Genomic DNA, 15,426 nt, shown 5'->3' on the forward strand with positions numbered 1-15,426 from the left:
CATTTTTAAATAAAATGAGACATAAGAAAATAATATTCTTTGGTGGTGTAGGATCACCCACTGCATTTGGTGGTGAACTCACAAAGAATAAGGAAATGATTGCTCGATTGGATGAATTAGGGTGCAATGTTACTGTAATTGATTCGTTCAGGGCAAGAAGCAATAAAATGAAACTTGCCAAAATACTGCTACGTTTCTTTGGCTGTGTACTATGGTACCCGAAAGCGACATTCATCTTTTCTACTTCATTTGGTAATATTTATCCGCTATTCAAGATTTTGTACCGGTTACCTGTCAAGCTACATATTGTATATTGGGTGATAGGAGGAACTTTTGCAGAACGAATATCTGAAGGTGTCTATTCATCCAAGTACATGAAGTTGATACACCTTTTTATTGTGGAGGGTATGAAAATGAAGAAAAGAATGATAGAATTGGGCTTCAATAATATATGCTATAAACCTAATTTTAAGTCAGTTGGTGTTTTACCGAAAATACAAAAAAACAATGATGGGAGGATTTATTTTATTTTTCTCTCACGTATTGTTCCTGACAAGGGATGTCGCTATATTTTGCAATGTGTTAACCGTTTAAACAAGTCGGGACTTTCAGATAAATATGTCGTGGATTTCTACGGAAATATGGCTGAAGAATATCGGTTGGAGTTTGAAAAGGAAGTAGATAGTGCCGTCAATGTGAGTTACTATGGTAGTCTCAAACTCCAGGATAACAATAATTACAAGATATTAGCTCACTACCATTATATGTTGTTCCCTACTTACTGGTTCGGTGAAGGTTTCCCTGGTGTGGTGATTGACGCTTACAAGGCCGGGGTTCCTATCATAGGATCAGATTGGAACTTAAATCCCGAATTTATTAATGACGGTGTAACTGGCATTGTCGTGCCAACTCATTCACCGGAAAAGCTATACAAAGCGATGAAAGATGTAATATCAGGGAAGTATGATAATGAAAATATGTCAGAAAATTGTCAGAAAGTAGTTCTGAAATATGACACTAAGAACGTAATAGACAATGATTTACTTGATATCATAACACAAGATGTTAAACGGACATTTTAATTCATAATTATAGTAAAATGAAATTATCAAGATTAAGAATACTATTTTTCTTGCATTATCATAAAATGAATTTAGCTGATTATTTAAAAACAGGAATATCCAAATGGCCTAATTGGCTTAACCTCTTATTACTCCATTGCAATATCTTTGGAAAATATGCTTATGGGACAGGATATGTAAAAGTCATAAAGCATATCGATGAGGCAGATTGGGAAAAGCAATTGCTGGAAATGGTGAACTATGCTATTGAACATGTGCAATATTATCGCAAACGCTATGGTGGCTTACGTGTGAATACGCTCGCAGAGTTTAAGGAAAAAATCAGGTTTATTGACAAGAAAGAAGTAATGGAACATTGGGAGGAGTTTGTTGTCGATAACATTGACTGGAGCAAATGTGTAACAGGAACAACTGGAGGCACAAGCGGTAAGCCTATGAAATTAGTAATTCCTAAAAACCGCTATATACATTCGTTAGCCTTTTGGCATAAAGAATTGAAATGGTATGGATGGAACTATGATACCCGGGTAGTCATTCGCAATCACAAATTAGAAAAAGGGCGCGATTATATGGTAAATCCTATCCTGAAGGAGTTTATTTTTGATGCTTTCAGGATGGATGCTGACTACGCAAAAAGAGTATGGCAAATAATGCGGAAACATCATATTAGATATATACATGCCTACCCTTCAGCAGTCTATCAATTTCTAAAATACTGTACCAATCAGAATTTGGACACTTCTTTCATAAAGTTATGTATCTTAACCTCGGAAGGCGTGACGGATGAACAGCGCCATTTTATAGAAAAAGAATTATATATCCCTATTTATGCTTCATATGGTCATAGTGAGAAGCTGATTATGGCAGGTAGCTGTCCCGGCTCTGAATATTATCATATTGAGCCATGCTATGGTTATTGTGAGTTGCTTGATGATAATGGTAAGATTATTAGTGAAAAGAACAAGCAAGGAGAATTAGTTGGTACTACTTTTATCAATAAATATTTTCCGTTAATACGCTATCGAACAGGAGATATTTCTTCTTATGTTGACCATCACTGCCCAATACATAAAGAAGAGTATAGGTTGCTAAGTGGCATTTGGGGACATTGGGACAAATCTGTTATATATAGAAAAGATGGTGGATATACTTCACTAACAGCACTGAATTTACACTCTGAAATATACGAGCATATTGATGGCTTGCAATATATCCAAGAGAAAAAAGGAGAATTAATTGTGTTGATTATTCCTAATACCAAATATACAGATACTGATACTCGGTTCCTCAAAAGCCATTTTGAAAGTGCATTAGGAGAGGATGCCAGAGTAGAGCTTAAATATGTTAACAAACTTATTATTCAATCAAATGGCAAATTTTTACCATTGATTAGTAAAATAACCACTTGATTTACTTTTTATCTTATGTTCCCTCAAGTAAATGAAATGCTGTATGGACTGGAAACGTGGTTGAAATCACAAGATTATAACTATATAGAATGTAATCACGTACCCGAACATTTATTAGGCAATAATCGCAAAATGAATGTATTATTGCGGACATTCTTTAGATTATGTCCCTATAATCTAAGAAATATGAAACGTCCTCCAAATGGATTATATCCGATAACTCCACAAAGTAATGTCGCTCTATTGAAAGCTTATGCGATATCGAATAATAAGGAAATCATAGGAAAACTTTATAGACGAATGTTATTATTGCGTTCACATAAAACAAAGAACTTTGCATTGAAACAAGGTATCACAATAGCAATCAGTCTTTATGAGAATTCTGCCGATGATCCGACACCATTGAACACCGTTTGGTTCGGGCAATTTTTACTGGAAGAACATTCCGGAGAAATACCGGAGACGGAGAAAAAAGAGTTGCTTTATTCCATCGCAACTTATCTTATTGAAGAATTAGGGTACATAGATCATAAGGAGCAAGGTGTCTATTTCTATTATGGCCCCACATTGAAGAAAGAAGTTTATAATGCCAGTGCCATCATTAGTGCATTTTTGATAAAGTTGGGGGTAAAATACGGAAATAATACTTTTGTGAAATTAGGACAAAGAGGAATACAATATGTCTGCCATAAACAGAACGAGGACGGAAGCTGGTTTTATGCAGGAAAACCTTCACGTGCTACCATTGATTGTTTTCATCAGTCTTATATTCTGCAAGCTATCTGTTCGGTAAAGCAATATCTTCCTTTTGATGCAAGTGTAGTTATAAATAAAGGAATTATTTATTATAAAACTCTTTTTATTGAGGGTAAAGGCTATATCCGTCCCGTCCGCTACGATAAACGTTATACACCATACAACACTTGGCTATTTGTGAAAGTAGACGGACGGGATGTAGCGGAGGCATTGGTATTCTTTACTAAATATGTGCCTGACAAGGAAATGGTGCAAAAACTTCTGAGATATACTTACGATAAATTCTATACTAAGAAAAAGGGGTATATGGTACCTGAAATATTTGTTTACGGTAAAAATAGAATTCCTTATATTGAATTTCAGGCTTGGTTTCTATATGCTTTTCAAATCGTAAAGCAATATTACAATGAATAATACAATAAAGATAATATCTGTATATCCCAATTTTTTAAATAAAGGCGGGGCACAGGATGTAGCTTTGCAATTGGCAGAAAAACTGAATGAAGAAGTAATGCCAGTGGTCTTAACTGAAACTCATTTTGCAGAGATTGTACCTGATTATTGGAATAGGGCCAAGTTTGTTTCATTTGGATGGAAAGCAGTCCGCGAATTGGCAAATGATAATACCGTTTTTCTTTCCCATCATCGTAAAAGCACATCATTACTATTGCTTTTTAGCTTTTTATTACGAAAGAAATTACACATTGTTCATGTAGCACATAATACATTTAATAATCTGCGTTTTTTTAGTTTCTTTCCCAAAACAGTTGTAGCAGTATCTAATGGAGTGAAAGAAAATTTAATAAATTATTTCCATGTACCGGCTTCGCACATTATAGTTGTATTTAACGGGATAAAGGATTTTCGTAATGACAGGAATGTAAAGGCTGATAAAAGCGAAATCCATATATTGTTGTCAGGAAGAATATGCACAGTAAAACAGCAGGTGGAAATTGTAAGGCAGACAAGAGGAAAACTTGCAGCACATATACATATATTCTTTGCCGGAACAGGAAGTGATTTAGAAGTTCTGAAAAAAGAGATAGAAAATGAATCACAGTATCACTATATCGGGTTTGTCGATATAGAGGAGAATTTGAACCGATATGATTATGTATGTTTATTTTCGCAGAAAGAAGGATTGGGCTTGTCTCTTATAGAAGGCTGTATGTTTGGAAAACCTCTGATTACAAACAATCTTTCTGCCGTACTTGATGTAAACGAAGCCGGGGAAACAGGTTTTGTATTTCCTGATTTCGGTTCGCTTATTCAAGGATTGAATAATTTGCCAATGCCGTATAGTGAAGAATACAGAAAGTTATCTTTAAATGCCAGATTAAAATACGAAAAAGTGTTTACGGAAGAGAGAATGATAAAGAAATACAAAGAAATAATATTTGCATAAAATAGCTCACCCAGAAACAAGTCGTAAAAACAAACTGACTAAATAATCATGAATAAAGTCTCATTAAACGGAGTTGATGTTTTCCCTTTCATCTCCGAAGAACAATTATTGCACTATATGGATATGCATAAAGGCATCCTTGTAGCCATCAATGCGGAAAAGATACTACACGCTACGGAGCAGACACGTGCCATCATAAACCGCAATATAGCTTACTGCGACGGGGCGGGTGCACAAATAGCACTCAAACAAAAGGGATATAAATGCGCTTGTAAAGTGCCGGGCTGCGAACTTTGGCTGAAAATAGTAGCACGTTTCTATCGAGAAAAGACCTTCTATTTAGTAGGCAGTAAACCGCAAGTAATAGAGGAGGCTGTAGAAAAACTCTGCCGGGAGTATAAAGCTATCCGCATTGTAGGCTATCGGGACGGCTATATCAAGACAGAAGAAGAAAAGCAAAATTTAATAGACGATATTGTGGAGAAGTGTCCGGATGTGGTGTTCGTAGCTATGGGGTCGCCCAAGCAGGAACTGCTTATGGAAGAGATACGGCAACGGCATAATGCCATCTTCCAAGGATTAGGCGGCAGTTTTGATGTATATACGGGACATGTACAACGTGCTCCGGCATGGTGGGTGGAACATAATCTGGAATTTGCCTACCGGCTGATAAAAGAACCGAAAAGAATAAAACGGCAGATTCATCTGGTAAAATACGTCTGGTGGTTGATTTGTAAAAAATTATAATGGCAAATGAAAAAAGTAATGCTTGTTTTTGGTACACGTCCCGAAGCTATCAAAATGGCTCCGTTGGTGAAAGAATTCCAAAAGCAGAAAGAACGGGTGGAAACGGTGGTATGCGTAACCGGACAGCACCGGGAAATGCTGGATCAAGTGCTGGAGATATTCGGCATCAAGCCGGACTATGACTTGAATATCATGAAGCAGGGGCAAGACCTGTATGACGTGACGGCAAGGGTGTTGACAGGAATGCGTGACGTGCTGAAAGAAGAAAGGCCGGATGTGGTGCTGGTACATGGAGACACCACGACTTCAACCGCTGCCGCACTATCGGCTTTTTACCTGCAAATTCCGGTGGCACATGTGGAAGCCGGACTGCGCACGCATGACATCTATAGTCCGTGGCCGGAAGAAATGAACCGTCTGCTGACAGGACGGTTGGCGACTTACCATTTTTCTCCAACACCGTTAAGCAGGACTAACCTGATGAGGGAAGCGGTGGATTCCAGTCGAATAATGGTGACCGGTAATACGGTGATTGATGCCTTATATTGGGTGGTAAGGAAAATGAAGGAAGAAAAAGAGTTGGGTGTGCGTCTGGACAAGGAACTGAAGGAGGCAGGATATGATAGTAGCCGTTTGGACACCGGCAGGAGATTGGTATTGATAACCGGGCACCGCAGAGAGAATTTCGGGGATGGATTTATCTGTATGTGCCGTGCCATCAAGGCGTTGGCAGGAAAATACCCGGAGGTGGACTTTGTCTATCCGATGCACCTGAATCCGAATGTACGTAAACCGATTCATGAAGTTTTCGGAGAGGATTTATCCGGTCTTCGAAATCTGTTTTTTATTGAGCCGTTGGAATACTTGAGCTTTGTCTGTCTGATGGAGAAAAGCTGCATGGTACTGACAGATAGCGGCGGCATTCAGGAGGAAGCACCTGGATTGGGAAAACCGGTATTGGTGATGCGTGATACGACCGAGCGTCCGGAGGCACTGGAGGCCGGAACAGTGAAACTGGTAGGCACGGACTATGACAAGATAGTGGATGGGGTTTCCGTGTTGCTGGATGATGAAGGTGTATACGAAAAAATGAGCGAAGCGGTGAATCCATACGGGGACGGACAGGCTTGCGCACGTATAGTAAATGCATTGCTGCATAGGATATAAGGCTGGATATGGAGTGGAATAAAAAAATAATTCTGTTGGCGGCTGGAATGCTTGTCGGTATGCCGGCATTGCGTTCACAGGAAATGGTGAAGCCGAAAGTGGAAATCTTTGCCGGAGCTGAACTGCATTACCAAGATCTTTTTTATGGTAAGATTTATGAAGTGCTGGTGAACTTGACTCCCGGCGTGAAGTGGAATATGGGCCGGCAGTGGAAATTGGCGGGACAAGCCATTGTACCGGTCTATAACGATTATGGTGGCCGTTACAAAAAGGTTCGTCTGAATATGGCGGTGCTTTCTAAAGAATGGGACTGGAACGGAAGCCAGTTCTTGAAAATAAGTGGGGGGCTGTTCGGAAGGGAGCGTTATGGGCTGGATCTTAAATGGATGTATCCTGTGAACCGTTGGCTGGCAATAGACGCGCAGGCGGGAATAACGGGATTCTGTTCCATGGCTGTTGATTGGGAATGTAGCAAGATGGAACGGGTGACCGGACAAGCGGGTATGAACGTTTATCTGGAAAAGGTGAATACGGAGTTCCGTTTGCATGGTGGACGGTATATTTATGAAGATTATGGCGTGATGGCTGAAGTTATGCGCCACTTCAGACATTGCACGGTAGGAGTATATGCACAGTATAGTGACAAGGGCAAGGAAAATGGGGGATTCAAAGTGGTGATGATGATTCCGCCTTACAAGCGGAAGGCAAGAAAGGTGCAGGTACGTCCGGCTTCCAATTTCCGCCTGACGTATGACATCATGGCTCTGGTATATGATATGAAGATGTACACTACCGATCCGGAAGAGAACGAAAGGGAGGGCCACTTTGACCGTAGTTGCCTGCAATGGGGAGCCAACCGGATGTCACCGGACTTTAGCGTTAAGGAAGGAGGTGGAGGGGAATGAGAAAGGAAGAACGGGGAATAGGAATTTTTAGGTGGTTGTTTCTTTGGGGATTTCTGCTTACTGGAACCTTTTCTGCTCCTGCACAGCAATATACAGGCATGAGCGGGCTGATTCATGTGCCCAGTGCGGATATGGATGATGCCGGTGAAATTCGTGTAGGGGCGCATTTCCTGAATAAGGAGTTCTTGCCGGATGCGGGTTTCAATCCTTTGGGCAGAGGAAAATATCATACTACAAACCATTATTTAAGCATCACTCCCTTTTCGTGGATTGAGTTAGGATATACTTGCACCTTGCAAAAAGGATTGAAGAACGGCAATAAGGATGATATCGGTTTTTATCATAAAGACCGTTATTTTTCCGTGAAAATCAGACCCGTTAAAGAAGATAAATGGTGGCCGGGCATTGCTGTAGGAAGCAATGATCCCGTCACGACAGACAATAATGCTCATGAAACCGGTCTGCCGGAAAAAAACAAGAATCAGATATTCGGAAATGTTTATGTTGCCGCCACCAAACATCTTGACATAGAAGGACACTGCATTGGTTTCCATCTGGCTTACCGCAAATGGAAGCGCAGTTGCAACCGCAAATGGAACGGTCCCGTGGGAGGCATCACCTTCCGGCCGTCCTTCCTGAAAAGCCTGCGTGCCATTGCCGAATATACCGGCAACGAGGTCAATATCGGAGCCGACTGCCTGTTATGGAAACATTTATTGTTGCAGGCTTCCTTGCAGAACGGCAAGTATTTCTCCGGGGGCGTTTGCCTTCAAATGAATCTGTTCTGAAAAATAAAAATGATGGACGGCAAGTCTATTTCATCAAATTCAATTATTAATTTATTAAAAAGAAGAAAACATGAAAATGAATTCAGTTTTTAAGAAGTGGAGTCTTTTGACTTTTGTTGCGGCAGCAACAACTTTGGGATGCTTATCCTGCAGTGATAAGGATCAGGAGAGGGTGGAGCCGCCTGTTGTGGAAACCGTGGTTCACAGCATCAGCGGCATGGTGCTGACACCCGCGGAGGCAGCCATTGGAGGTGCCAAGTTAGTGGTGGCTATTGACGGGAAAACTTTGGAAGCGACTACCGATGCGCAAGGCAAGTTTGCGCTCGAGGACTTGGCGACAGCCGGTACCTATGCCTTTGTTTTTACGGCTGATGGACGAATTGATGCTACTGCGGAGGTAGTGATTGCCGACGACAAGAAATCGCACAATGAAAGCATTACCGTGGTGATGGACAAAAAACCTGTGGAGCAAGAGGTGACCGAGGAGGTGAAAGTGGAGCACACCACTGACGAGGATGCCCAAAAGGCTGCCGATGAGGCCACGCAACAGGAAAATGCCACCGAAGACGCCAAAGCCGACTTGGCGAACGTGACTAAAGAACAGATAGTCCAGACCAAGGAAGAAGTGAAGGTGGAAGCTACCACCGAAGTGGCAACGGAAGATGCGGAAGCTGCCGTAAAGGTGGAGGTGGCCATTCCTGCTCAGACTGTGATGTACGTCAAGGATGATGCGGGTAAAGTGGTGGAAGCCCCCAAGAATCTGGCGATCAGTATAGCGCCGGTGGCGAATGTGGCTTCAGCAGAAGATAATACGGCTACCTCGCCGGCAGCGGCTCCCGCCGTGGCAACTGTGGTTTGCGGTCCCGACGGTCTTCACTTTGCCACTCCCATTGAATTGACGGTTGCCAATCCGATGGGGGACGAAAGTTTTGAAGGTGCCTCACTCTATTATCTCAACCCGAAAACCAACCTGTGGGAAAAGGAAACGGCAGAGGTAAAACTGACAGAGAACGGTTACAAGACTGAGGTCACTCACTTCTCCGCATACTCGGTAAAACTTCCGGGTATTACTCCGAAAATAACAGATGCCACTGAAAAACTGTCTGTCGAAGGGGTTGATAACACGACCGGATCGAAAACTCTGACGAAAGTGGAGATTCCTTATTCCATAAAGCAAGGAGTGGAGGTCAGTGACATCAAAGCGGCGTGTACCGCACAAGGTCTGTCGGATATAAGTTTCCGCATGATTAAGAACATTGTGGCCAATCGTATGGGCGCAACCACGGTCAGTACCGAAGAGAAAACTTATAAAACTGGTATGGACTTGCTGGTAGGTCAAGGCATTCGTGTCGTATCTGCCTCGCAGACTGTGACCGGTTATACTTGGAACTTTAAGGTGGTTACGTTGTCGGGAGTTAAAACGGTGACAGTTACCGCCAAGAAATATGGTGCCGCAAGCATACAGGTTCAAGGTTACAGCAAAGATCACACAGGAGGTTCCAACTGATTCTTATCTCAGCAAATCTGGTTTATGATGAAAAATGGTGCTTACCGGCAACGGTAAACACCATTTTTTATTTCTTTAAATCGAAAAGATAAGTGATTTTTGCTGTAATTATCCCATGGGCGGAACGGGAAAAATAATCTTTCTTGGTACTGTTGTAAAAGTCGGACAAGGCGTAATAATATCTTCCCTCTACGAGGAAGTTTCCCGCTTTGGTACGTAGTTCTATGCCTGCGCCTCCAGTGATACCGTAATCAAATTTATTGTCGATAGGCTTTCCGTGCTGTTCTGTAACAATATTCGCACCGTTTGCAATCACTTCTTCCCAGTTGCCGTCTATTTTTTCGCTGTCACTTAACAAAAAGCCTATTTGCGGTCCGGCATGGATGAAGAATTGCAGTCCGCGATCCTTGCCGAATGCCAAATGTGCCAGGAAGGGGATATCTATATAATTCATGGTGCGGGTATAGCTGATGGTGGGATAGTCTTGATAATACTCGTCCCAGCCATGTTGTGAGAAGTTTACCTCGATCTGTGCACCGCAAATCATGCTGAAATACTTTTCTGAGATATAGCGTGCCGTGACTCCGCCATTGATACCCATCAGGTTCTTTTGTTTTACGGAAGGGGAAAAGCTGACGCTGTTCAGGTTGATGCCGCCATTGATGCCGACTGCAAAGTTATGGCGTTGTTCGCCCACCTGCGCATATGCAGGCAGCGTGCATGCACTTGCCAGTAAAGCTGTTCCTATAATTGTTTTCAGTTTCATCTTTCTTGGTTGAATTACAGATTATGAATTACGGATGTACGGATCTTTGTTTCGTGTTAGTCAAAATCCAGTTTGACCAGCTCGTAATTTTTGGTGAAGCGTACGAAGAATACCTTCTTGTTGATAAAGCCTCCCCAGTTGTTTACCCGTTGGAACTTGAAGCCGGTCTGGATAGGGGTCAGGTTCAGTCCTTGCATGTTCTTTTCAAACTCGGAGCCATAACGTGACAAGCCTTTCAAGAAGAAATAGCCGGTGTCGAAACCGAGCATGCCATATTTGGGATAACGCTCATCCATATCCTTGCCATACCACCTGCGGTAGTTTTTGGTAAAGTTGATGGCAGCCGGCAGCAGATTGTTGGTATAGAAAGAGGAATAGAAATAAGTGTCCAGTTCGAAGAATGCCTCTATATGGTCCTTGGTATAGGTTTGCCATTTCGGATAGCCGAACAGGTGAACGCGGCTTTCCGGCTGGTCGCGGACCAACAGTGTGAGCTGTGGAAGGATCTTGATCAAGGTCAGGTTACTGTCGGAGGTCGGTATGAAGATATTCTCGCGGTCAGCACTCAATACAGCCTTCAAGGATTCTACCGTGGCATCTTCTTTCAGACTCTTCATTGGAATGGAACGGTTGCGCAATTCATCTTTCAATCCTTTGATGAATTCAACTTTGTCTTTGGTTTCCTGGCTTGCCTCGATAAAGATAACATTGGCGTTGGGGAACTGGCGTACAAAATGGTCATACACCTCTGAATACAAGTATGACTGGGGCGTATTGATCTGGTAAACGGAAGGATTACGGAATACCGTATTGTCCTTGGATGTAAATGGAATTACCAGGCGGATGTCATTCTTCTTTGCGAAATCGGACAGTGGCTTGATGTGTTGTTGGTACAGGGGGCCAAAGATGATATCCATATCCTTCATCTCGCTCTTGCCGAGTATGCCGTTCAAAGAGGCAGTTTCCGGACCGGAATTATAGGTATATAGATCGATGGAGGTGCCCGTGCGCTTCAGACTATCTACTGCCATGAGGAAACCTTCGTAATATTCTACCATACGTGCTGATTCTCCTTTGGGAACACCGTCCAGGAAGGGGAGGATGATAGCTGCCTTTATGGTACTGAAACGTTCCGCCTTCTTTTTGTTTTCGCGGAACAGCTCGCTGTCCGTTGGTATGTCTTGCGGCTGTGTGCTTGGTTGGGGTTGTGCCGAAGGGTAGGGAATACACAGGAAGCTTCCCTTTTTTATTTTATTCTCGCCCTTCAGTTCCGGATTGGCGGCAATCAGTTCAGCTTCGCTGATACCATATTCACGGCTGATGCTGAATACGGTTTCTTTCCGTTTCACTTTGTGCATGTCACGGCAGCGGGATTGTACAGGGGCGGGTATGTTGCTGTTGTTCGCCACGGATTTGTTGTTGGACGCTTCGGTGGTTGCAACGGCTTCAGTGGAAGAAGGAATCCGGATAACTTGCCCGATACGGAAATTCTCGGCACTCAGCCCGGGATTGGCGTCACAGATGGCTTTGGCGGATACGTTGTATTTCACGGTCAGACGGTAGAGGGTTTCACCGGCTTCAATGGTATGGAACGTTTCTTTTTCCGTATTGGCGGCTCCGCGCGGAATGCGGAGTGTTCGGCCGATATATATTTTCTCGTCGCTTCCGGGATTCAGCTTTATGATATCCGATTGGTTGATGCCATACATGCTCGCGATGGAATAGAGGCTTTGTCCTTTCTCAATAGTATGCAGAAAATAAGATTGATTTTCTTGTGCTGCACCATAGCTGCATGCCCCGGCAAGCAACAAGGAGCAGATGATACGGTTAATCTTTTTCATTCAATAATCGTTGGTTTATGTTTACAATTTCCCAAAGTAGCTGCAAAGTTAAGAATATTGTGTCATTTTAGCCAACGTATTGCGTTAAGAAATAATATTGTGCATTTTAAAACCGAAAAATAACTCTTTTCGGCTGATATTCGGGGGGAAACCGTTATTTTTGCAATTACGTTTTGTAGAAACATCATGAGATTAGAGGAAAAAGGATAGAAAATTAGATATGCAAGAAGAAACAGAATATATCAATGTCTATGGTGCGCGCGTGCACAATCTGAAAAATATCGATGCGGAAATTCCCCGCAACAGTCTTACGGTCATTACCGGACTTAGCGGAAGCGGTAAGTCTTCTTTGGCATTCGATACGATTTTTGCTGAAGGCCAGCGGCGCTATATTGAAACATTTTCGGCATACGCCCGTAATTTCCTGGGCAACTTGGAGCGTCCTGATGTCGATAAGATTACGGGATTGAGTCCGGTAATATCCATAGAACAGAAAACGACCAATAAAAATCCGCGTTCTACGGTGGGGACAACCACGGAGGTGTACGACTACTTGCGTTTGTTATATGCCCGTGCCGGTGAGGCTTATTCCTATCTTTCAGGCGAAAAGATGGTGAAATACACCGAAGAACAGATTTTGGATCTCATATTGAAGGATTATCAGGGAAAGCGTATTTATATCCTGGCTCCATTGGTACGCAGCCGTAAAGGTCATTATAAAGAGCTTTTTGAACAAGTCCGTAAAAAGGGATACCTCTATGTCCGTGTGGACGGTGATGTACGTGAAGCGTTGCCGGGCATGAAACTCGACCGTTATAAGAATCACGATGTGGAAGTGGTGATAGACAAACTGGTAGTGACCGATAAGGATGATGTGCGTTTGAAAAACAGTGTAGCCACGGCCATGAGACAGGGTGACGGGCTGTTGATGATATTGGATGCGCAGACAGACAGTGTACGTCATTATAGCAAGCGGCTGATGTGTCCTGTTACGGGACTCTCTTATCGTGAACCGGCGCCTCATAATTTCTCCTTTAATTCTCCGCAGGGTGCGTGTCCCAAATGTAAAGGTCTGGGGATGGTCAATCAGATTGACATTGAAAAGGTGATTCCCGACCGTGACCTTTCCATTGCCGAGGGAGCTGTCGTCCCGTTAGGAAAATACAAGAACAGTATGATATTCTGGCAAATAGCCGCTTTGCTGGAAAAATATGAAGCAACGTTAAAAACTCCCATAAAAGAGTTGCCGGATGATGCCATTGAGGAGATTCTCTATGGTTCTGACGAACGCATCAAGATTAAAAGTTCTTTGATCGGTACTTCTTCCGACTACTTCGTCACGTTTGAGGGGGTGGTGAAATATATTCAGATGTTACAGGAGAAGGATGCTTCCGCTACTGCGCAAAAGTGGGCGGAGCAGTTTGCAAAGACTGCCGTCTGCCCCGAATGCCACGGTGCCAAACTGAACAGGGAGGCTCTTTCGTTCCGCGTCCATGACAAGAACATTTATGAATTGGCTTCTATGGATATCAGCGAATTGTATGATTGGCTGGTAAATGTAGATCAGTATCTTTCCGGTAAGCAGGAGCAGATTGCTGCTGAAATCCTGAAGGAAATACGTACCCGTCTTAAGTTCTTGTTGGATGTGGGGTTGGATTACCTTTCATTGAACCGCAGTGCCGTCAGCCTTTCCGGTGGCGAGAGCCAGCGTATCCGTCTGGCTACACAAATCGGGTCGCAATTGGTAAATGTGCTTTATATTCTGGATGAGCCGAGCATCGGTTTGCATCAGCGTGATAACCAGCGGCTCATCCATTCATTGAAAGAGTTGCGTGATATCGGTAACTCGGTCATTGTGGTGGAGCATGACAAGGATATGATGCTCGCCGCCGATTATGTCATAGACATGGGCCCCAAGGCCGGACGCCTGGGAGGAGAAGTCGTGTTTGCGGGTACTCCCCAGGAAATGCTCCGTACACACACGTTGACCTCCCGGTACCTTAATGGCGAACGGGCCATTGAAGTTCCCGCCAAGCGCCGCGAAGGCAATGGCCATAGCTTGTGGTTGCGTGGGGCGAAAGGCAATAATCTTAAGAATGTAGATGTGGAGTTTCCTTTAGGGAAACTGATTTGTGTGACAGGGGTCTCCGGTAGCGGCAAGTCCACTCTTATCAACGAAACATTGCAGCCTATACTATCGCAGAAGTTCTATCGCTCTTTGCAGGATCCGTTGGAGTATGACAGCATCGAAGGACTGGAATATATAGATAAGGTAGTGAATGTGGACCAGTCTCCTTTAGGCCGTACGCCACGTTCCAATCCGGCTACTTATACGGGAGTGTTCTCTGATATCCGTAATTTGTTTGTCGGTCTGCCCGAAGCCAAAATACGCGGATATAAGCCGGGGCGTTTCTCATTTAATGTCAGTGGCGGACGTTGTGAAGCCTGTCAGGGGAATGGTTACAAGACCATTGAGATGAATTTTCTTCCCGATGTATATGTGCCTTGTGAGGTCTGTCACGGCAAACGTTACAACCGGGAAACATTGGAAGTGCGCTTCAAGGGAAAATCCATTGCCGATGTACTGGATATGACCATCAACCGTGCGGTGGAATTCTTCGAGAATGTTCCTCAGATTCTGAATAAGATTAAGGTCATTCAGGAAGTCGGCCTGGGATATATTAAATTGGGACAATCTTCCACCACGCTTTCCGGCGGTGAAAGCCAGCGTGTGAAACTTGCCACGGAACTTTCCAAACGTGATACGGGGAAAACGCTCTATATACTTGATGAGCCCACCACAGGCCTGCATTTTGAAGATATCCGTGTGTTGATGAATGTGTTGAACAAACTGGTGGACAAGGGGAACACCGTTATTGTCATCGAACATAATCTTGATGTCATCAAGATGGCGGATTATATCATCGATATGGGGCCTGAAGGAGGCAAGGGAGGGGGAGAGCTTCTTTCTTGCGGAACGCCCGAACAAGTTGCCAAGAGTAAAAAAGGTTATACGCCGAAATTCCTGCGTGAGGAATTGAATATAAAATAGA

At 43.3% G+C, this 15,426-nt stretch carries 12 protein-coding genes; 10 read left to right on the plus strand and 2 right to left on the minus strand.

The window, feature by feature from the left end:
- The first annotated feature begins 14 nt into the window (after window positions 1-14).
- From HMPREF9446_RS15780 to HMPREF9446_RS15820, 9 genes are all read left to right on the plus strand, one after another.
- Complete coding sequence (locus HMPREF9446_RS15780) at window positions 15-1,082, plus strand: glycosyltransferase family 4 protein (RefSeq protein WP_009126739.1); 1,068 nt, start codon at window positions 15-17, stop codon at window positions 1,080-1,082.
- 17 nt (window positions 1,083-1,099) lie between these two features.
- Window positions 1,100-2,491, plus strand: coding sequence for a phenylacetate--CoA ligase family protein (locus HMPREF9446_RS15785; RefSeq protein ID WP_245532294.1), 1,392 nt, complete (start codon window positions 1,100-1,102; stop codon window positions 2,489-2,491).
- A 132-nt stretch (window positions 2,492-2,623) separates the two neighbouring features.
- Window positions 2,624-3,661: a hypothetical protein gene (locus HMPREF9446_RS15790; RefSeq protein ID WP_216593949.1), complete on the plus strand. Its 1,038-nt coding sequence runs from the start codon at window positions 2,624-2,626 to the stop codon at window positions 3,659-3,661.
- Entirely contained in the window at window positions 3,654-4,652 is a 999-nt protein-coding gene (locus HMPREF9446_RS15795) for a glycosyltransferase family 4 protein (RefSeq protein ID WP_009126742.1), read from the plus strand. The genes HMPREF9446_RS15790 and HMPREF9446_RS15795 overlap by 8 nt, the downstream gene beginning before the upstream one ends.
- Before the next feature lie 48 nt (window positions 4,653-4,700).
- On the plus strand, window positions 4,701-5,399 hold the full coding sequence (locus tag HMPREF9446_RS15800) for a WecB/TagA/CpsF family glycosyltransferase (protein ID WP_009126743.1): 699 nt from the start codon (window positions 4,701-4,703) through the stop codon (window positions 5,397-5,399).
- Between the two features lie 6 nt (window positions 5,400-5,405).
- Window positions 5,406-6,566: a non-hydrolyzing UDP-N-acetylglucosamine 2-epimerase gene (wecB, locus tag HMPREF9446_RS15805; protein WP_009126744.1), complete on the plus strand. Its 1,161-nt coding sequence runs from the start codon at window positions 5,406-5,408 to the stop codon at window positions 6,564-6,566.
- Between the two features lie 8 nt (window positions 6,567-6,574).
- Window positions 6,575-7,471: a YjbH domain-containing protein gene (locus HMPREF9446_RS15810; protein ID WP_009126745.1), complete on the plus strand. Its 897-nt coding sequence runs from the start codon at window positions 6,575-6,577 to the stop codon at window positions 7,469-7,471.
- Window positions 7,468-8,259, plus strand: a complete 792-nt coding sequence (locus HMPREF9446_RS15815; RefSeq protein ID WP_009126746.1) for a YjbH domain-containing protein — start codon at window positions 7,468-7,470, stop codon at window positions 8,257-8,259. Before HMPREF9446_RS15810 ends, HMPREF9446_RS15815 begins: the two co-directional genes overlap by 4 nt.
- Window positions 8,260-8,329: 70 nt before the next feature.
- On the plus strand, window positions 8,330-9,766 hold the full coding sequence (locus tag HMPREF9446_RS15820; protein ID WP_009126747.1) for a carboxypeptidase-like regulatory domain-containing protein: 1,437 nt from the start codon (window positions 8,330-8,332) through the stop codon (window positions 9,764-9,766).
- 67 nt (window positions 9,767-9,833) lie between these two features.
- Here the strand turns inward: HMPREF9446_RS15820 and HMPREF9446_RS15825 are convergent, their stop codons facing one another.
- On the minus strand, window positions 9,834-10,532 hold the full coding sequence (locus HMPREF9446_RS15825) for a porin family protein (protein ID WP_009126748.1): 699 nt from the start codon (window positions 10,530-10,532) through the stop codon (window positions 9,834-9,836).
- Window positions 10,533-10,588: 56 nt separating this feature from the next.
- Window positions 10,589-12,373, minus strand: a complete 1,785-nt coding sequence (locus tag HMPREF9446_RS15830; protein WP_009126749.1) for a LysM peptidoglycan-binding domain-containing protein — start codon at window positions 12,371-12,373, stop codon at window positions 10,589-10,591.
- A 220-nt stretch (window positions 12,374-12,593) separates the two neighbouring features.
- Here HMPREF9446_RS15830 and uvrA point away from each other — a divergent pair, with 220 nt between their 5' ends.
- Window positions 12,594-15,425 carry an excinuclease ABC subunit UvrA gene (uvrA, locus tag HMPREF9446_RS15835; protein WP_009126750.1) on the plus strand — a complete coding sequence of 944 codons (2,832 nt, stop codon included), beginning with the start codon at window positions 12,594-12,596 and terminating at the stop codon, window positions 15,423-15,425.
- Window position 15,426: the final 1 nt, after the last annotated feature.

Source organism: Bacteroides fluxus YIT 12057 (assembly GCF_000195635.1).
Classification (GTDB): domain Bacteria; phylum Bacteroidota; class Bacteroidia; order Bacteroidales; family Bacteroidaceae; genus Bacteroides; species Bacteroides fluxus.